13 protein-coding genes and 1 pseudogene are annotated in these 19266 nt (G+C 73.0%); 3 read left to right on the plus strand and 11 right to left on the minus strand.

What is annotated here, in order from left to right:
* Positions 1-142: 142 nt before the first annotated feature.
* From ACZ53K_RS26930 to ACZ53K_RS26945, 4 genes are all read right to left on the minus strand, one after another.
* On the minus strand, positions 143-2560 hold the full coding sequence (locus ACZ53K_RS26930; protein WP_468841272.1) for an ATP-binding cassette domain-containing protein: 2418 nt from the start codon (positions 2558-2560) through the stop codon (positions 143-145).
* 200 nt (positions 2561-2760) lie between these two features.
* Positions 2761-3525: an NUDIX hydrolase gene (locus tag ACZ53K_RS26935; RefSeq protein WP_206507289.1), complete on the minus strand. Its 765-nt coding sequence runs from the start codon at positions 3523-3525 to the stop codon at positions 2761-2763.
* Between the two features lie 48 nt (positions 3526-3573).
* Positions 3574-5556, minus strand: coding sequence for a glycogen debranching N-terminal domain-containing protein (locus ACZ53K_RS26940; RefSeq protein ID WP_468841274.1), 1983 nt, complete (start codon positions 5554-5556; stop codon positions 3574-3576).
* Positions 5557-5771: 215 nt separating this feature from the next.
* Entirely contained in the window at positions 5772-7733 is a 1962-nt protein-coding gene (locus ACZ53K_RS26945) for a DUF4192 domain-containing protein (protein WP_468841276.1), read from the minus strand.
* A gap of 126 nt (positions 7734-7859) precedes the next feature.
* Between ACZ53K_RS26945 and ACZ53K_RS26950 the strand changes: the two genes are divergently transcribed.
* Both ACZ53K_RS26950 and ACZ53K_RS26955 read left to right on the plus strand, forming a co-directional pair.
* Positions 7860-10025, plus strand: a complete 2166-nt coding sequence (locus tag ACZ53K_RS26950) for a RecQ family ATP-dependent DNA helicase (protein WP_468841278.1) — start codon at positions 7860-7862, stop codon at positions 10023-10025.
* A 233-nt stretch (positions 10026-10258) separates the two neighbouring features.
* Positions 10259-10840 (plus strand): annotated as a pseudogene (locus ACZ53K_RS26955) (hypothetical protein); the annotation flags it as partial.
* A 389-nt stretch (positions 10841-11229) separates the two neighbouring features.
* On the opposite strand, the gene ACZ53K_RS26960 reads toward ACZ53K_RS26955, so the two are convergent.
* The 5 genes from ACZ53K_RS26960 to abc-f all read right to left on the minus strand — a co-directional run bounded on the left by ACZ53K_RS26960 (position 11230) and on the right by abc-f (position 16239).
* Positions 11230-11886, minus strand: a complete 657-nt coding sequence (locus tag ACZ53K_RS26960; protein ID WP_468841280.1) for a hypothetical protein — start codon at positions 11884-11886, stop codon at positions 11230-11232.
* 66 nt (positions 11887-11952) lie between these two features.
* Entirely contained in the window at positions 11953-12654 is a 702-nt protein-coding gene (locus ACZ53K_RS26965) for a ribonuclease HII (RefSeq protein WP_468841282.1), read from the minus strand.
* Positions 12655-12935: 281 nt separating this feature from the next.
* Complete coding sequence (locus ACZ53K_RS26970; protein WP_468841284.1) at positions 12936-13841, minus strand: ADP-ribosylglycohydrolase family protein; 906 nt, start codon at positions 13839-13841, stop codon at positions 12936-12938.
* A gap of 11 nt (positions 13842-13852) precedes the next feature.
* Positions 13853-14512 carry a histidine phosphatase family protein gene (locus ACZ53K_RS26975; RefSeq protein ID WP_468841286.1) on the minus strand — a complete coding sequence of 220 codons (660 nt, stop codon included), beginning with the start codon at positions 14510-14512 and terminating at the stop codon, positions 13853-13855.
* A 107-nt stretch (positions 14513-14619) separates the two neighbouring features.
* The gene (gene abc-f / locus ACZ53K_RS26980) at positions 14620-16239 is read right to left on the minus strand and encodes a ribosomal protection-like ABC-F family protein (RefSeq protein ID WP_468841288.1); all 1620 of its coding nucleotides are present in this window, start codon (positions 16237-16239) and stop codon (positions 14620-14622) included.
* 112 nt (positions 16240-16351) lie between these two features.
* On the opposite strand from abc-f, the gene ACZ53K_RS26985 reads away from it, so the two are divergent.
* Complete coding sequence (locus ACZ53K_RS26985) at positions 16352-17053, plus strand: TetR/AcrR family transcriptional regulator (protein WP_468841290.1); 702 nt, start codon at positions 16352-16354, stop codon at positions 17051-17053.
* 70 nt (positions 17054-17123) lie between these two features.
* Here the strand turns inward: ACZ53K_RS26985 and ACZ53K_RS26990 are convergent, their stop codons facing one another.
* Positions 17124-17729, minus strand: coding sequence for a YdbC family protein (locus tag ACZ53K_RS26990; protein WP_468841292.1), 606 nt, complete (start codon positions 17727-17729; stop codon positions 17124-17126).
* Between the two features lie 68 nt (positions 17730-17797).
* Entirely contained in the window at positions 17798-19222 is a 1425-nt protein-coding gene (locus ACZ53K_RS26995) for an amidase (protein ID WP_468841294.1), read from the minus strand.
* Positions 19223-19266: the final 44 nt, after the last annotated feature.

Genomic DNA, 19266 nt, shown 5'->3' on the forward strand with positions numbered 1-19266 from the left:
GGGACCCCTTGAGGTCTTTGGTGAAAAGCACACGAAAGGGTGATCGCCCATCATTCCTCAATTGACGCTTTATCGGAAAGAAAGGTGCTCCCCACGGGAGGGCCCTACCGAGACCGCTCGAACTGCCCGCCGGAGCGGCCTGTCAGGGCCTACGGGCCCTCTTCCGTAGGGCGGTCAGGGCATAGGCGAGGACCAGCGCGGTGAGCGACAACGTCAGTGCTCCGCCCACTGGTTGGGCCGCCAGCCGCAACGCCGCTTCGACCGTCTGATCGAACCCGGACGGCCACTGCACCAGCGCCGTCGACCGCAGCCGCGCGGGAACTCCCACCAGGGACCGGGCGTCCGGGGTCGCCAACGCCCGCTGTACGAGGGGGAGAACGAGCACCGGTACGGCCAGGACCACGGCCAACCCCGTCGCGGTGGACCGGAACACACCGGCCGCCAGCACACCCGTCCACGCGCAACCGACCAGAAGGGCCGTCCATCCGACTGCCAGCACCGTCACGTCACCGCCCGGGGGCAGGCCGGCGGAACCGAACAGGCCGCGCACCGCCACACCGTCGAACAGAAGCGTCCCGAGAGCGAGCAACACCGCCGCGACACCGCTGACCAGCAGCTTGGCCGCCAGCAGACCGAGGCGACGGGGCACGGTGCCCTGTTCGGGAGCGAGGGCCGGATAGCGGAACTCCTGACCGAAGGAGAGCGCCCCGATCAGCCCGGCCGCGAGCGCCACCGGAGGGAACGGAAGTTGACGCGGCCAGCCGGTGAGCACGTGCACCTGCGAGGTGTCACCGGCGCGGGCCAGCACCAGCGCGAAGACCAGAGCCACCGCCAGCGCGAGCACGGCCACGATCGGACCGGCGGGGTCGGTCGTGGCACGCCGGAACTCGTAACGCAGCGGCCACTCAGGACCACGGCCGGAAAGGCGCAGGCTGACGAGTTTACGGGCCGCGTCTTGCGGCGACACCGGGGCGGGGCCGGGGGAACCCGGGGAGAGGGAGGTACGGAGTGGCTTCAAGGGTTTGAAGGTGGAGGCGGATGTGGAGTTGAGGGCGAGGGTGGAGTCAGAAGTGGCGATGGGGGCTGTTGGGTGTGGAGAGGCGGATGCGAGGTTCGGGTGCGCTGGGGCCAGTGGGATGGATGCGAGTTCTGGTTCGGTCGGTGCGGATGTGGAGGACGTGAGTACGTTCGCGGAAGGTGGCGCGCCCGCCGGATCGGGCGGCGGCGTGAGGGCGAACGGCTGCACGGGGGCGGCCGACTGTTTGAGCGCGGCTGGGGGCGTGAGGTCGAGCGGCTGGGTGGCCTCGACCGAGGCCACGTGATCCAGCGGCTGCGTGGCGGCTGCCGACGTCGCGTGAACATCCGCCCCTGCGGCATCGACGCGTTGACCTGCCACTACGTGCGACGAACGTCCTGGAGCCGATCGGCTGTTGCGCTCCGACTCGGCGGCGGCTTCCATCGCCGTTGTCCTCACCGCGTGCCCCGAGGGGCCCCCGGGCGCCGCGATGGCATCGGGATTCCTCGCGGTGCCGGAAGGCGCGGCATCCAAGGCCGCGGTGGCACCAGCTGCTGACGGGATCAGCGAGGCGGCCTCCGAGGCAGCCGCCACGGCGCGCCCCCGGGCGCGGGCACGTCCATCGGCGCGGGTGAGCGGGGCGATCGGGCCGGTGTCCCCCACCTCGTCGGCGAGCCGGTGGACGAGAATGCCGTGCCGGAACGCCGTGTCACCCACGGCGGCGCAGCTGCTGCCGTACACGGCGATACGGCTGCCGCTCTCCCGTACGACTTCGACCGCGCGGCCCGCGTGCGGCTCCGCCCCCGGACGCGCACGCTGCGACTCGTCGACGAGCAGCGAAGCGAGCCGGTCGGCGTGCGGAGAGCGGACGACGACGCGAGGGCGCAGCCGGGTCCGGGCGAAGTCGGCCACATGCTGGTCCGCGACCAGCCTGCCGCTTTCGATGGTGACCACCCGGTGGCCGAGCCGGGCGGCCGCCCGCGCGTCACCGGAGGTGAGCAGTACGGCGCCGCCCTGCGCCGCGTAGCCCTGCAGCAGACCGTGCAGCCATGCCGCCTCGCGCGGGGACACGTCCCGGGAGGGCTCGTCGAGGAGGAGGGTGTGCGGGTCGCCGAGGAGGGCGGCGGCCAGGCCGAGTCGGCGGTCCATGCCCCGCGAGAAGGCTCCGAGTTTCTCGTCGGCCAGGCCGCTGAGGCCGACGAGATCCAGCACGTCGTCGGCCCGTGACGCCGGAACCCCCGCGGCGGCGCTGAGCATCCGCAGGTGGCCACGCGCCGTACGGGCCGGGTGGCCGGGGACGTCGCCGAAGACCACGCCGATCTCGCGGGCCGGGTTCGGGACACGGTGCAGCGGGCGCCCACGGAAGAGCGCGACGCCGCGACCGCTCTCCAGTTGGAGCATGAGCCGCAGGGCGGTGGTCTTGCCGGCCCCCTCGTCGCCCAGCAGGACGGTGATCCGGCCGGCGGGAGCCTCGAAGCTCAGGTCGTCGACGGCGGGGCGCCGCCCCTCGCGGGAGCCGCCGGTCAGTCCGATGGCCTGGATCATCGCGACCCCCACGGGGCGCGGGGCCTCACGGATGCGGTGGGGAGGAGGAGGTGGGGACTCACCCGGCCACGGTAACCCCACTTGTCCGTTTTGCCGGTAATGCCCCGCAGTTGGTGCCCAAGCGTGTCACACTCCCCGACAACGGCGCCTTCACACCGCGTCGCCCGCCACCATCCGCCCGCGCCCCGTCAGCCCGCCGTTCAGACCTCCGGTCTCAGCATCGGCGGGTTGAGCAGGGTGGCACCACCGGCCCTGAACAGCTGGGCGGGGCGGCCGCCCTGACGGGTCGTCGTCCCGCCGGTGGGCACCAGGAAACCCGGCGTGCCGGTGACCTTGCGGTGGAAGTTGCGGGGGTCCAGTGCCACGCCCCACACCGCTTCGTACACCCTGCGCAGCTCCCCCACGGTGAACTCCTGCGGGCAGAAGGCGGTGGCGAGCGAGGAGTACTCGATCTTCGAGCGGGCCCGCTCCACCCCGTCCGCGAGGATCCTGGCGTGGTCGAAGGCGAGCGGGGCGGACTGCTCCCCTTCGCGCCCGAGGCCGCCGTCCTGGTCCAGGAGCGTGTCGACGGGGGCCCAGCGCGCACTGTGGGCATCGCCGCCCGCCGTCGGGGCGGGCAGGTCGGGGGCGAGCACCAGATGGGCGACGCTGACCACCCGCATACGGGGGTCGCGCTTGGGGTCGCCGTACGTGGCGAGCTGTTCCAGGTGCGCGCCGTAAGGCGGGGGCGGTCCCGCCGGGCAGTGGGCGTGCAGCCCGGTCTCTTCGGCCAGCTCCCGGGCGGCGGCCGCCTCCAGGTCCTCGTCGCTCCGTACGAACCCGCCCGGCAGGGCCCAGCGCCCCTGGAACGGCGGCTCGCCACGGCGCACAGCCAGCGCGCACAGCGCGTGCCTGCGCACGGTGAGCACGACCAGGTCGACGGTAACGGCGAACGGGGGGAAGGCCGACGGGTCGTAGGGAGGCATGGCGCGATCATAGTCGTCCGCCTGACGATAATCAGGCCCTGGCGCACCTCACGCCCCCAGTTGCAAGCCATTCGCGGCCTCCTCCACCAGACCGAGGCCGAGTCTGCTGATCCGTACGGCGAACGGCTGCCCTGCGACGCTGAGCCCGGTGAACTGCATCGCCCCGAGCGGCGCACCGGCCACCGGACGGACCGCCACGGTCCCCGCCGGAACGTCGGGGCGCACCCCGGCCAGGGCGGTCAGGGCGTGCACCGCGCCGGCGGCGGCCACAGCCGCCGGTCGGCAGGCGGCGGGGTGCGGCACGGGCGCACCGTCACGCGTGCGCTGCTCGCCCGCGTACATCTCCGGAAGTCGGTAGGCGAAGCTCTGCGCCGCGTCGAGCAGTCCGCGGACCAGGGAGGCAGCCTCCTTCTCATGGCCGGCGGCGGCCAGACCGGCGACCGCGACCGCCGTCTCGTGGACCCGTACGGCGCCGCTGCGGTGGCCGAAGGGGTTGTAACCGCTCTCCTTGGCGCCGAGCCCCCGCAGACCCCACCCCGAGTCCATGGCCGGGCTCCCCAGGAGGCGGGCGAGGCGCTCCGTGCGTACCGGGTCGAGCAGGCCGACGGCGGTCCGCCCGCCGCCGAGCAGTCCGGTGTCCAGAAGGTGGGCGGCGGCGGAACCGAAGTGCGGCAGCAGACGCCCGCCGGAGGTCCGCAGCGCGGCGGGGCTGCCGCCGCTGCGGCTCTCCACCCAGAACTCCTCGCGGAACCGCATCCGCAGTCCGGCCGCCCACTCCCGTAGTGCGGACACGCCCGGTCTGCCGTAGGCGTCGAGGAGGTCGGCGCCGAGCAGCGCGGCACGGTGCGCGTGTGCCTGGGTCGCACAGCGGTACGGCCCTCCGGGCGCCGGGTCGGGGACGTAGCCGCTGCCCCTGCTCAGGGCTCCGTCACCGGATACGTTCCCCTCGCCCACGGCCGTACGCAGCCATCGCAGGCAGCCCTCCGCAGCCGGGAGCAGCTGCTCGGTCTCGCGTTCGGGCAGGCCCCAGCGGCGGGCTTCGGCGAGGACCGTGGGGAAGAGCAGCGTCGCCTCGACTCCCGTACAGCTGGGTGGCGCGTACGGCCCCGCGTCCCGCAGCGCGCCCGGAATTCGGCCGGAATCCGCCCCCGGGCCGGTCAGTTGCAAGTGCGCGAGCGTGCGCAGGGTGTTTGCCGCGAGTCTGGTGCCCAGGGGCAGCAACATGCGGGCGGCCCACAGGGCCTCGGCCGGTGAGAGGCCGCACCGCCAGGGCACCCCGCCGGCGACGTACGTGTCCGTGGGAGCACCCGGGCCACGCATCAGCAGGCCGTGGAGATCGTCGAGGCCTGCCGCCAGCAGCGCGTCGGCCCGGGGGTCGTCGCACTGGAGCCGCGCCGCCGACCATGGCCGCGGCGGCTGCTCACCGCCTCGCGTGGCCGGGAGCGGCGGGCCCGGCCTGCCCGCGAAGGCTCCCGACGTCGCATGCTCCATCCGGACGCGCACCTCGATGGTGTGGTGGCCGCCGGGAGGCAGATCCAGCTCCCAGCACAGCAGCCCGGCCGATGCCATGACGTCCGAGGGGGCCGGGGTCGCGGCGATCACGGCATGGGCCCCGGCGGCGGACCAGCGCAGTCCCGAACCGTGCACGCTGGCGGGCAGTTCCGGCCCGGCGACACCGACGGCGATCGCCCCCAGCTCGGCGAGGTCCGTGCCCAGCCGCAGTTCCACGGGCAGCCGCACCCGGCGCGGTGCGCTGCTGTGGAACGTGATCCGTTCGACGCCGTCGGCACTCCGCAGCCGTTCGACACGGATCTCGGGGTCCGGACCGCGGTCGACGGCCGTACGGACCGTCCCGATGAACCGCGCGCGGTCCGACGCGATCAACCTGCCCTGCACCACGACGGGTTCGGTGCCGCCCGCGCTCAGCTGGCACCGCGACAGGACGCGGCGCCCGGCGCGGTAGAAGCCGTCCGTCCCCCGGCCCGTGAGCTGGCCCTGTTCGGAGGAGATGGCGAGGGCCGGCAGGGCCACGCAGATCAAGGTCCCGTGGACGGGCTGCGGTTCCGGTGGCCGGGGCACCCCGGAACGGTGATCTCCGGATGCCCGGCGGGCCGGCTGAGTGGTGGGGACCATGCCTGACACTCTCTGCGCTCCCTGCTGGTGTCTGGGCTCCATACGGACTGCGCCACCGAGCTGAACGCCAGGGCCGGCGCCCAGGTCACGCCGGCACCGCCGCACCGGCGGGCTCACGGCCGGCTCCGGTCACCGTTGCGGCCGGCGCGGCGCCCGGTCCGGCCGGTGGTCGTGCGCGAGCCGGGACGCGTACTGCCACGCGGACCACCCGGGCGGTCCGATCCACCGCAACGTCCGGTTCCACCGGGGCGCCCCGCCCTGCCGGAGCCGTCCGACGCGGCCGGCCGCCGCGCCCCGTCGGTGCGGCCGGCCTCACCCGGCCGGGTCACTCCCGAAGAGGGGCGGGGCACAGGCGCGGGACCGTCCACAAGCACCGGTACGGAGTCACACCCGGATGCCAGTACGACGCCCTCTGCCGACGCGCCATCGGCTCGGGCGATGCGCTCGTCCCGCTCCTCCCGCAGACAGCGGCGCAGTGATTCCGGGTCCAGTCCTTCGTTGATGCCACGGTGCAGCAATTGGGCGAAGAGGCACTCCGGATCCAGGGTGAGTGCCCGGCCGAGCGCGACGCGGGCGGACGGTTGGTCGTCCGTCGCCCAGGCGACCCAGCCTGCGAGCGACAGTGGAGCCACGGCGTATTCGGCGTAGCCACCGACGCAGCGACGGGACAGCGCCTGCCACAGGCGCAGCGAGGGTTCGGCGTCGGGCCCCTCCATCCACTCCGCCGCCCGGTCCCTGGCGACGCGGTCCTGGAGTCCGATGATGAGGCGGGCGGCCTCGGCGTCGGTCAGGAGCGCGTCGTCGCAGGCGTCCCGGGCCCGGCGGCTGCCCTTGGGCGGGTCCTCGCGGAACCGGCGGACCAGGTCGTTCGCCCGCGTCAGGGTCTCCGCCCGCACGGGCGCCGCCGTCCCCTCCTGGATCATGTGCGGGACGAGCGCGCGGGCCTCGGCGTCCAACGCGCTGGTCTGCCGTTCCGCGCGGGGCCCGGTCCACGCGGCCAGCCGGGACTCCAATTCGCGGAGCGACCCGCGCACTTGAATTCCGGCGTATGCAGCCGCGGCGGCCATCACCGAGGTACCCGGCGGGGTCAGGGGCGTGCCCGCGGCGGGACAGCAGCGGAAATCGGGACAGCAGTAGGACCAGAAGCGGCCGTCGGAGATGCACAGGGCGTCCAGCACCGGGACGTCCCGTGCCCCGCAGGCGACGCGCAGCCGCTGCGCGAGCGGGCGGAGGCGCTCCATCACGTCCCGGCCGCTCTCCCCCTCCGCCGGTGCCTGGCAGAGGTACACGATGATCCCTTCGGGGCGGGAGCGGCGCTCCTCGCCGAGCGACACGAGCGAGCCCGCGAGCTGCTCGGACACATACGCCCACTCGGACCGGTCGGTCGGGATGCCGAGGCGGGCCCGGCTGCCGAAACGCCCCCGCTCGCCGTGCAGACCGACGAGGACGATGCTGTCGTCCGGGAAGAAGCCCAGCAGATACGGCAGCGCGTCGGCCAGCTCGGCCGGCCCGCGCAGCGTGACCCTCGGCCCTTCGGCTTCCCCACCATCCCCACCGGCTTCGGGCCTCTTGCCGCCCTCGGGCTTCATACGGTCCTCGGGCTTCCGCACCGCGTCTGCGCCTGCGGCCGGGGGCGGGAAGGCGGATGCGGATGTGGTCGGCCGGGCCGGGATGGGGGGCATCTGCATGGAGGGGCGGGGACGGTCGATCCGGAAGGGCCGGTCGAGCCTGGTGGGACGACCGCGGAGGGCTTCGGGGAGGCTGGGGTGGTCGGGAGGGTTGGGGTGGCCGGGCAGGCCGGTCGGGTCGGGCCGACCCGACCGGCCGATGCGGTCGGCCTTGTCGATGCGGTCGGCCTTGCCGATCCCGCCGGACTGGCCGATCCCGCCGGACTGACCGGACTGGCCACCCTCACCGGACTGGCCACCCTCACCGGTCCGGCCGCCCTCACCGGTCCGGCCGGACTGATCGAGGCCACTCGGCTGCCCGGGTCGGCTGGGCCGCTCGGGTCGACCGGATCGGCCGAGTCGGTTGGGCTGATCGGGCTGGCTGGGCAGTTCGCTGTGCTGGTTCATGGCTCGAAGATCCCGCGGACCGCCACGCCGCCGCGACCCCTGTGGATAACTCGCGGGTGACGGAAGTTGTCCACAGGATTCGGCGGCGGTTCGCGCATTGTCAGTGGCATCGGGTTGCATGGAGCCATGAGCAACGAAGACCTGCGTGCCTCGGCCGATGCCGTCCTTTCCCGCCTCGTCGGGGACCCCGGCGGCACCGCCCGGCTGCGCGAGGACCAATGGCGGGCGATCGAGGCGCTGGTCGCCGAGCACCGCCGCGCGCTGGTGGTGCAGCGCACGGGCTGGGGCAAGTCGGCGGTCTACTTCGTCGCGACCGCGCTGCTGCGCGAGCGCGGCAGCGGCCCGACCGTGATCGTCTCGCCGCTGCTCGCGCTGATGCGCAACCAGGTCGACGCGGCGGCCCGGGCGGGGATCCGCGCGCGCACAATCAACTCGTCCAACACCGAGGACTGGGACACCATCCAGGCCGAGGTGGCGGCGGGCGAGGTCGACGTCCTGCTCGTGTCGCCGGAGCGCCTCAACAACCCGGACTTCCGTGACCAGGTGCTTCCCAAGCTGGCCGCGGCCACCGGTCTGCTGGTGGTCGACGAGGCACACTGCATCTCCGACTGGGGCCACGACTTCCGGCCCGACTACCGGCGGCTGCGCACGATGCTCGCCGACCTCCCGCCCGGCGTCCCCGTGCTCGCCACCACGGCCACGGCCAATGCGCGGGTCACGGCCGACGTGGCGGAGCAGCTGGGGACGGGCGAGGGGGCCGCCGAGGCGCTAGTCCTGCGAGGTCCACTGGACCGGGAGAGCCTGAGCCTGGGGGTGCTCCCGCTGCCGGACGCCGCCCACCGGCTGGCCTGGCTGGCCGACCATCTGCACGAGCTGCCGGGCTCCGGGATCATCTACACTCTCACGGTCGCCGCGGCCGAGGAGGTCACCGCCTTCCTGCGGCAGCGCGGCCACACGGTCGCCTCGTACACGGGCAAGACCGAGAACGCCGACCGGCAGCAGGCCGAGGACGACCTGCTCGGCAATCGCGTCAAGGCCCTGGTCGCCACCTCCGCGCTGGGTATGGGCTTCGACAAGCCCGACCTCGGGTTCGTGGTGCACCTCGGCTCGCCGTCCTCCCCCATCGCGTATTACCAGCAGGTCGGGCGCGCCGGACGCGGTGTCGAGCACGCCGAGGTGCTGTTGCTGCCCGGCCGTGAGGACGAGGCGATCTGGAAGTACTTCGCTTCGCTGGCGTTCCCGCCCGAGGAGCAGGTGCGCCGGACGCTGGACGTCCTGGCGGGTGCGGACCGGCCGCTGTCGCTGCCGGCGTTGGAGCCCCTGGTGGAGCTGCGCCGCTCACGTCTGGAGACCATGCTGAAGGTGCTCGACGTGGACGGCGCGGTCCACCGCGTCAGGGGTGGGTGGACCGCGACCGGCCGCCCGTGGACGTACGACGCCGAGCGGTACGCCTGGGTGGCGCGGCAGCGCGAGGCCGAACAGCAGGCCATGCGGGACTACGCCACGACCACGGGCTGCCGGATGGAGTTCCTGCGGCGGCAGCTGGACGACGAGGCGGCGGCGCCGTGCGGCCGCTGTGACAACTGCGCGGGAGCGCGCTTCACCCCGGAGGTGTCCACCGCCTCGCTGGACGCGGCGCGCGGCGAGCTGGGGCGGCCGGGCGTGGAGGTCGAGCCGCGGCGGATGTGGCCGACGGGGCTGCCCGCCATCGGTGTCGATCTCAAGGGCCGCATTCCGGCGGGTGAGCAGGCGGCCACCGGACGGGCGTTGGGCAGGCTCTCCGACATCGGGTGGGGCAACCGGCTGCGCCCGATGCTGGCCGCGCAGGCTGCCGACGGGCCGATTCCGGACGATGTCGCGGCCGCGGTCGTGACGGTGCTCGCCGACTGGGCGAAGGGGCCCGGTGGCTGGGCCTCTGGCTCGCCGGACGCACCGGCGCGTCCGGTGGGGGTCGTGACGCTCGACTCCCGTACCCGTCCTCAGCTGGTCCGCTCTCTGGGAGAGCGCATCGCCGCCGTCGGGCGGATGCCGTTCCTGGGGACGGTGACATACGGGGACCACGAACCGGACACCCGGATTCCGCGCAGCAACAGCGCACAGCGACTGCGGGCGCTGCACGGGTTGTTGAGTGTGCCGCCCGAGTTGGCACAGGCCCTGGCGACGGCGGGTGGGCCGGTGCTGTTGGTGGACGACTTCGCGGACACCGGCTGGACGTTGGCCGTGGCCGCTCGACTGGTGCGCCAGGCGGGAGCCACCGGAGTGTTTCCGCTGGTCCTTGCCGTACAGGGGTGAGGTGAAGGGGGTGGTCGGGCGTCAGGGGCCAGTGCGGCGGGCATGAATACAGCAGGCGCGGCGCCCGATTCCGGCCCCGCGCGCGACGAGTTCATTGCCGCATGTCTGTACGAACGTAAGAATTGACCCTGCTTCCCCGTACCCGCCGTCCGCGGCCGGTACGGCGGTACCGAACCGTGCCCGCACCGTTCGGCCGCCGTCCGGAGTGCGGACGTGTAGACGAAGGGAGGACCGTGACCTTCGGCTTCGCCCAGCCTCCGGATGTTTCCCTGCCCACGTCCGCCGATTCCGCCGCCCGGCTGAGCCGTATGCTGGAGCCCGCCGAATGGGCGTCGGCCGGTATTCCCTTGCTGCGCAACCCGCGTGAGGTCGTCACCGGGCTGCACGACCGCCATCTTCCGGGCCTTTCGACGGCCGTCGTGGCGGTGCTCGGCCCCGAGGAGCGCGTGGTCGCCAGCGCGTCGTTCGTCCAGTACGCCGCGGCGCCGGACGGCTGGGAGTTCCGCAACTCGCTCCTGGCCCAGCTGCGCCGGGTGGTTCCGCACGACCTGCGGCTCCGGGTGCCGGTCCGTACGGCCGTGCTGCTCTACTGCCGGGAGGGTGACCCCCGTTGGACGGAAGCGGACGGTGCCTGGATGTGGGGGCTGCGCGACGCGTGCACTCTACACGGACTGCGCTGCGGCGCGTACATCACGCTGACCCGCAGCGGCTGGCAGGTGCTGGGCGAAGGCCGCGGGGGCCGGCATCCGCGCTCCGACGGTGCTCGCGGTACGGGTCGAACTCCGCACCCGTACGTACCGGAGCAGTCCGGTCCGGCTGAGCGACGGGAAGTGCCGAGACAGCTCCCGCCGGAAACCTTGGGTCCGGCCTTCGAAAACGCCGCACTGCCGGGAATGGTCGGCCAGCCCGACGGAACGCGGCGGTCCGGATCACCGTCGGCACCCGCCCCATCGGAATCGTCGGCTCCGATCGATCGGTCCCGCTCCGTGGAACGGGCGCTCACGACCGCACCGCAGCCGTACTCCGGAGAACCGCGGCCCCCTGCGGAGCCGCCGCACAACGACGGACGACACACGTCACGACGCGGCACGGCGGGCGCGCTGGAGGCGCGGCGGCGCACCGCGGCCCGCTGACGGACCGCGCATACCCGGCGCGAGACGCCCGGACGGCCCATGGCCGCCGGGCTTCCCCCTGCCGTCGCCCGTCAGGCGTTCACACCCAGGAGGGCGTTGATCCGCTGCGGGTCTCCGCAGACGACCAGGAGCGCACCGGCCCGGGTCATCGCGGCGGGCAGGGCCCGGGCGACGGCCTCCTCGGCGCCACCGTTGACCGCGACGACCACGACGGGCCGTCCGGTCACACGCTCGGCGGTGGCATCCGCGTAGAACACGTCGTCCGCGGCATCCAGCTGCGCCCAGTAGGCCGCTTCACCGAAGGACAGTTCGTGTGCGGCCCACGGGTGCATCTCACCAGTGGTGAGCACCAGGATGTCGCTCGGCGCACGTCCGGAGTCCATCAGCAGGTCGACGGCCTCCTCGGCGGCGTCGAGCGCGCCATCCTGCGGGGCCGGGATCAGCTGGATCTGCACTCCGGAAGCGGCGCCGGCGGCACCGGCGGTCGCGGTGGGCTGCTTGGGGCCCGGGCGCTGCGCCGGAGGAGCGCCGGCCGGCCCGCGGGACGGCGTGGCGGGTCCGGGCTTGCCGGGGCGGGCGCTGGCCGCGGGGGCGCCGCGCGGAGGCGCGGGGCGGGGACCGGGACCAGGAACAGGACGGGGGGTCGACGCGGTGCGGCCGGCGGCCGGAGTTGCGCGGGGACCCGGGACACTCTCGTGAATCTGAGGCTCCTCGGGGATGAGAGGCATAAAAGGATGTCTATCAAACGTAGGTGCGGGACACGTCATCGGGTACCGAATTGATGCCCGCACCGCTCAGAAGTCGAAGCCGAGTTGGCCACCGGCCTCCAGAGCGGCTGCTTCGGGGGTGCTGCGCACCTTCTTCAGGTGACGCCAGCGGGGCAGCGCGTCCATGTAGGACCACGACACCCGGTGGTACGCCGTGGGGCCGTACTCCTCCAGCGCCGTACGGTGCGCCGGCGACGGATAGCCGGCGTTGTCCGCGAAGGCGAAGTCGGCGTGTACGCCCTCCAGTTCACCCATCATCATGTCGCGACGGACCTTGGCGAGCACGGAGGCCGCGGCCACCGCGATGCAGGACTGGTCGCCCTTGATGACCGTACGAACCTTCCAGGGACCACCGAGGTAGTCGTGCTTGCCGTCGAGGATGACCGCGTCCGGACGGACCGGCAGTGCCTCCAGGGCACGCACGGCCGCGAGCCGCAGTGCCGCGGTCATGCCCAGTTCGTCGATCTCCTCCGGAGAGGCGTGCCCCAGGGCGTGCGCCGTGACCCAGCCGTCGAGCACTTGGGCGAGTTCGGTGCGTCGCTTGGGTGTCAGCAGCTTGGAATCGGTGAGTCCGTCCGGCGGGCGGCGCAGTCCGGTGACGGCTGCGCAGACGCTGACCGGACCGGCCCAGGCGCCGCGTCCGACTTCGTCCACCCCAGCGATGATCTTGGCGCCTGTAGTGGCGCGAAGCGATCGCTCGACGGTGTGGGTTGGGGGCTCGTACGGCATGGCGCCAGCAAGCGTACGCCCAACGGCGGCGGGCGTGCGCACCGGGTACCGCCTGGCCGTCATGGCCCCGGTCCCGATCATCGCCGGCACACCTGGCCATGGGGGGCGAGCGCTGATCCACAGCTTTTCGATCATGCGCTTGCGGGGGGGGGCACCCGCGCTTCGGACACGCTCCGGGCATGCGAGATAGATCAACTACGCGCTCGGGGGGCTACCTTGCCCCGCCCGCCGCCTTCGGTGTTCGATCACCTCTGCCACCGCTCAGCCGCCGCTGCTACGGCTCAGCCGGAAAGCCTCGGCAGCCAGCTCGGGAGCGGTTCCGTGCGGTCCAGCCAGTCCTGGGGCGGCGTGGCCCCGGCGGCCGCGACGATCCCCCCGACGATGGCGCAGGTGGTGTCCACGTCCCCGCCCGCCTGGGCCGTCGCCCAGAGCGCCTGCCCGAAGTCGTCGAGGTGGCGTGCGGCGGCCCAGAGGGTGAACGGGACGGTGTCGTGGGCGCTGGTCCGGCGCCCGCAGCCCAGCACCGCGGCGACCGTACCGGCGTCGCCGTAGTCGAGCATGTCCCGGGCACGCCGCAGACCGGCCTGTACGGCGCTGCGCGGGATCAGCTCCAGCACGCCGTCCAGCAACGCCGCCGGGCCGGTCGTACCGCCGGGCGCGGCGGCCAGCGCGGCCGCGGCGGCCACCGCCATCGCTCCGACCACCGCTTCCCGGTGCTGGTGGGTGGTGTACGCCGAGATCTCGGCCTGGTGCGTCGCCTGCTCGGGGTCGTCCGCGTACCAGGCGCCGAGCGGGGCGATGCGCATGGCCGCGCCGTTGCCCCAGGAGCCCTGGCCGTTGAAGAGCGCCGAGGCCAGCTCGCGCCAGTCGCCGCCTTCCCTGATCAGCCGGAGCATGCGATTGACGGCCGGGCCGTAGCCGCGGTCGAAGTCATGGTGGTCGGCGAAGGACCGGGCGAGTGCGTCCTGGTCGATGCGGCCGTGATCCGCGAGCACGGCGACGACCGAACAGGCCATCTCAGTGTCGTCGGTCCACTGCCACGGTGAGGGCGGCAGCTCGCGGCGCTTGAGGTGGGGGTAGTTGGCGGGAACGAAGAACTGGGAGCCGAGGGCATCGCCCAGGGAAAGTCCGCGCAGGCTCCCAAGGGCCCGCTCGAAACGGTCTGCGTCACGGTGGTCGGCGCTCATCGGTGTGCACTCTAACCGGTGATGCCGTACGACTCCGGTTCACACCAGCGCTCGAACGGCCGGTCCAGGGCGTACCGGCCGTCCGGGCCGAGGAGCAGCGAGCGCCACTCCGCGTTCCCCGGGTTCGACAGGCACTCGAACTCCGCGACGGACCAGTGGAACCATCGCATGCAGAAGAGCCGCATGGTCAGGCCATGCGTGACGATCAGGACGTTGGGCGGGTGGTCCGGGCTCTCGAAGCTGCGCCACAGGCTCTCCAGGAACGCGCCGACGCGGTCGTACACATCGGCACCGGACTCGCCCTGCGCGAAGCGGTAGAAGAAGTGCCCGTAGGCGTCGCGGTAGACCTTCTGCAGGCGTACGTCCTCCCGGTCCTGCCAGTTCCCCCAGTCCTGCTCGCGCAGCCGGGGCTCCTCACGGACCCGGACCCGGTCCATGTCGAGGCCGAGCGTCTGGAAGGTCTGGTGCGTGCGGCGGTACGGCGACACATACGCGGAGATCCCCTCGTCGCCGAACATCGCACGGAGCGAACCGCCCGCCTTCTCGGCCTGCCGCAGCCCGTCCTTCGTCAGGCTCAGCGCGTGGTCGGGCTCCCGTTCGTAGACCGTGTCGTCGGTGTTCCCCTCCGATTCTCCGTGGCGGATGAGGACGATGCGTCGGGGCCGTGCCATGCCGCCACCCTAAAACGGTTGCTCTGTACATGCCTCATGCCCCGGTACCCCGCACCCTCCGATACAGACGTCCCGTCACTGTCCGCTCATCCTCTCCCCTTCTTCGGTCACCGGTCGACGCTCACCGGCCGCCCGGCCCGTATCTCGCACCGGCGCCCGCCGAACCGGCGGGCGAGCAGCCGGTCGTGCGAGACGACGACCAGGGCCCCCGACCAGGCGGCGAGCGCCGCGTCCAGCTCCTCCACGAGGCCGAGCGCCAGATGGTTGGTGGGCTCGTCCAGAAGCAGGAGGTCGGCGGGACGGGCCAGCAGACGGGCCAGCGCCAGCCGACGCCGCTGCCCCGCCGAGAGGGACCCCACCGGCACCTCCAGATCGTCCTCCCGGAACAGACCGAACGACAGCAGCAGTTCGGCGAGCTCTTCCGCATCCCCGGAGAGGCCGTGGCCGAAGGCCGACAGCAGCCGTTCCCGCGGCCGGGACACCGGTATCTCCTGGGCCAGGTACCCGATGCGGCCCCGCCGTGCGACCGTGCCCGCGTCGGGCTGCTGCACGCCCGCCAGCACCCGCAGCAGCGTGCTCTTCCCCGCCCCGTTGGCTCCGTGGACCAGCAGCCGCTCCCCCGCGGCGACGGTCAGCGAGTCCACGGTCAGCCGCGCCCCCACTCGCACGCCGTCCAGTTCGACGAGCGCGCCCTCGGTATCGCCGGTCACCGGTCCGGCGCGGAAGCGGAGGGGCTCCGGCGGCCGGGGTATCGGGGCCGCACGCAGCCGCCGGAGCCGCTCCCGGGCATTGCGCACCCGTCCCGCCACCGACGACTGGACCCGGCCACCGGCCCGGTCGTACGCCATTTTGTTGTTGTCCTTGATCGCCCGGCCCTGGGCGACATCGCGAGCGCCGCCCGCGGCGAACTCCGTCAGTCGCGCGGTCTCGGCACACCACTGTTCGTACTCCTGCTCCCAGCGGCGGCGGGCCGCGGCCTTGGCGGCGATGAAGGTGCCGTATCCGCCGCCGTACCGGACGACGGTCCGGCGGTCGGCGTCCACCTCGACGATCGAGCCGGCCACGCGCTGCAGGAACAGACGGTCGTGCGAGACCGCGACGACCGTGCCGCGGTGGGCCGCGAGCGCGCCCTCCAACCAGTCCAGTGCGTCCGCGTCGAGGTGGTTGGTCGGTTCGTCCAGCAGCATCACCTCGGGTGACGCAGCGATCAGGCAGGCGATGCCCAGCCGGGCCTGCTCGCCGCCCGAAAGGCTGCCGAATGGCCGGTCCCGCTCCACCTGACCGAGCCCCAGGCCGTAGAGCGCCTTGTCGACCCGCGCGTCGGCCTCGTAACCACCGCGCAGCTCGAAGATGCCGAGCAGTCGGCCGTACTCCTCCATGTCCTCCGGTCTTCCGGCGCCGAGGCGCGCTTCCAGCGCGCGCAGCCGGCTTTCCATTTCGCGCAGCTCCGCCAGCGCCGCGTCCACCGCCTGGTCGACCGTGCAGTCGTCCGGCAGGTCGGGGGCCTGGCCGAGATATCCCGCACCGCCGTCGGCGGCCAGCACGGCCCGGCCCTCGTCCGGCTGCTCCAGGCCCGCCACGATGCGGAGCAGGGTCGACTTGCCCGCGCCGTTCTCCCCCACGATGCCGGTCCGGTCGCCGGGGCGCACCGACAGTGAGACACCGTCCAGCAAGAGCCGGTCACCGTAGGTCTTGGACACGTCGTGAAGTGAGATCTGAGTGGTCATGCGCCCCCCCGACTCGACGGTGCGGCACGGCACCCCCGAACTCAAACGCTACCCTTGTTGCGTTACGACGATGATGACACACACCGCCGATCTAATGCAACAGGAGTTGCAGTTGACTGACGATCCGGAGACCCCGGCCCCGAGCCCCGGCACCCGCCGACCGGGCGGACGCACCGCCCGCACCCGCGCCGCCGTCCGCGACGCCGCGCTGACCGGCCTGGCCGAACACGGCTACCCCGGGCTGACCGTCGAGTACATCGCGGACCATTCCGGCGTGCACAAAACGACGCTCTACCGTCGCTGGGGCAGCCTCGAAGGGCTGCTGGCCGACGCCCTCGACCTGGCCGGTGAAGACAGCTGGGCACCGCCGGACACCGGCTCCCTGGAGGGTGACCTGCGCGCGCTCGCCCGCGAGGTGGTGGAGTCGTTCACCGACCCGGCCACAGGAGCTTCCGGCTCCGCGATCATCGCGGCCGCCTTCCAGTCACGCCGGGCCGCCGACGCGCTGAACGCTTACTACGTCGAGCGGTTCAGGCGCTGCGAGCCCTTGGTGCGGCGCGCGGTCGAACGCGGCGAACTCCCGGCCGCCGGGGAGCACGGCATCGACGCCGGAGCCATCTCGCGCGCCGCGTGCGCACCGCTCTTCCTCCGGCTCTTCATCACGCGCGAACCGGTCGACGAACACACCGCCGACCAAGCCGCCGCAGCGGCCGTGGCAGCCGCGCGGGCCGGCGTCTTCACCCCACCGAAGGCCGGGGCGCCCGGGTCACGCACCGGCGCCACCGGGCCGGAACAGGCCGATACGGCCCCGTAGCCTCGAACCGGAGCCCGCGCCGCCGGAGAGGGGGCCGCGGGGAGGAGGCCACCGGAGGGAGCCCCGCCCGTCACACCGTCCACGACGGTTCAAGATCGGTCACATCGCCCGTCACGGCCCGCACATCGGCCTCCGTCTGCGCGCGGAGGCCGAGCCGCTCCACCCGCTCCGGCCGGTACTTCCCCCGCTCGGCAGCCGACTCCCACATGGACAGGATCAGGAACTCCTCCCCCGGAGCGCGGCCCATGAGCCCGCGCAGCATCCCCGGGGAGCCGGCCATGGCCGGATTCCACACCTTCTCCTGCATCAGCATGAAGTGTTCGACCCGGTCGGCGCGCACCTGGCAGTGGGCTATGCGCAGCACGTCGGCGTCCGCGAAGACGGGCCGGAATCCGACCTTCACGTCGAGTTCATACTCGAACAGCCGCACCCGGGAGTCCTTGAACGTACCCACCTGGGACGCCGCCAGCCGGTCGTGCGAGCGCGCCATGAAGGAGTCGTAGAACGCCCTGCTCTCCCAGAAGGCGACCAGATGCGCGACCGACGGCCGCGTCCGGCTCCACCCGCCGCCCTGCCCACGGAAGCCCGGTTCGCCGAGCAGCCCCGCCCATTTCCGCTGCCCTCTCTCGAACCCCCGGCGGTCCACGACCGTGCATCTAATCCACTTGACCAGCACCGCGCCATCGTACGGCCCGACGGGGTCCGGCATCACCGCGTGTCACGCTCCCACCACACCGAACTCCCCTACGATCGCGGGTTGATGGGAGTGATCACTCCGAGCCTCCGCTCCACGGCCTCGGCCGCCTCCAGGCACAAGTCTTCCCGGTAGGCACGGCCGATGAGCTGCACGCCGTACGGCAGGCCCGCCGTCACCCCGGTCGGCACGGCCACCGCCGGTACACCCACGAAGCTCGTGGCCGTACACAGGCGCATCGCCCGCTGGACGCGCGCATGCGCCTCCTGGTCACGCACCTCCAGTCCCGGTTCGAAGGGCGGCTCGGTGAAGACGGGCCCCAGCAACAGCGGGTAGGTGTCCAGAAATTCGGCCCACGCCCTCTGGAGCCCGAGCCGCGCACCCGTCAGGCGCAGGTACTCCGGCACGTCCATCGGTACGCCCTCCCGTGCCGCCATCGACATCTCGATATAGCGATGGCCCTCCTCACCCAGAAGGGTGCGCACCACGGGCCAGGTAGGGGCGAATTCAGCCAGTGTCATACGCCCGTACACCTCCAGCGCCTCGTCCAGCCGCGGCACGTCGGGGACCTCGCACACCTCGTAGCCGGCGTCACGCAACGCGTCCGCCGCGTCCTCGACGGCCTTGCGCACCGAGGGGTGCATGCCCTGGCCACCCGGGTCGGTGACCATCGCGACCCGCACCGGTCGTGGGATCCGCGCACCGTACAGGGGCACCGGCACGGCCCTCGGGTCGCGCGGGTCCGTGCCCGCGAGCGCTTCGTAGGCCAGCCGCAGATCACCGACCGTACGGGCCAACGGCCCGTCGACCACCAGCACCTGCGTGGCCAGCGCCGGGTCCTCCGCGCCGACGCGGTGATCGGCGGGGAATCGCCCGTACGTGGGCTTCAGACCCGCCACGCCGCAGAAGGAGGCCGGAATCCGCACCGATCCGCCGGAGTCGTTGCCGAGCCCGATCGCGGCCATGCCGCTGGCCACCGCGGCACCGTCACCCCCACTGGTCCCGCCCGGCGTCACACCCGGCGACCAGGGGTTGACGGTGTCCCCGTACAACTCGCTGCGGGTGTGGATGCCCGCGAGGATGAGCGTGGGCATGTTGCTGTGTCCGATCGGTACGGCCCCCGCGGCGCGCAGCCGTGCCACCGGGGGCGCATCGGAGTGCGCGACGTGGTGGCGGAAGCGTTCCGCGCCGTACGTCGTCGGCACCCCCTCGATGGCGGTGGTCTCCTTGACGGTGAAGGGCACCCCGGCGAGCGGCCCCGGGTCCTCCCCCGCGGCCAGTCGCCGGTCCACCGCGGCCGCGTCCGAGCGCGCCCGGTCCGCCAGAAGCTGCGTGACGGCGTTGACGGCCGGATTGACCTCGGCGATCCGCGCCAGGTGGCTCTCGACCACCTCGGCGGCGGACACCTCACCACTCCGTACGGCGGCCGCCTGGGCCCCGGCCGACAGCTCCCACAGCGCTTGCTCCGCTCCCACTTCGCTCTCCTTCGCTCCTGAAGGCCCCACAAGGGGCACTGAAC

The sequence above is a fragment of the Streptomyces sp. NPDC033221 genome (assembly GCF_055577005.1).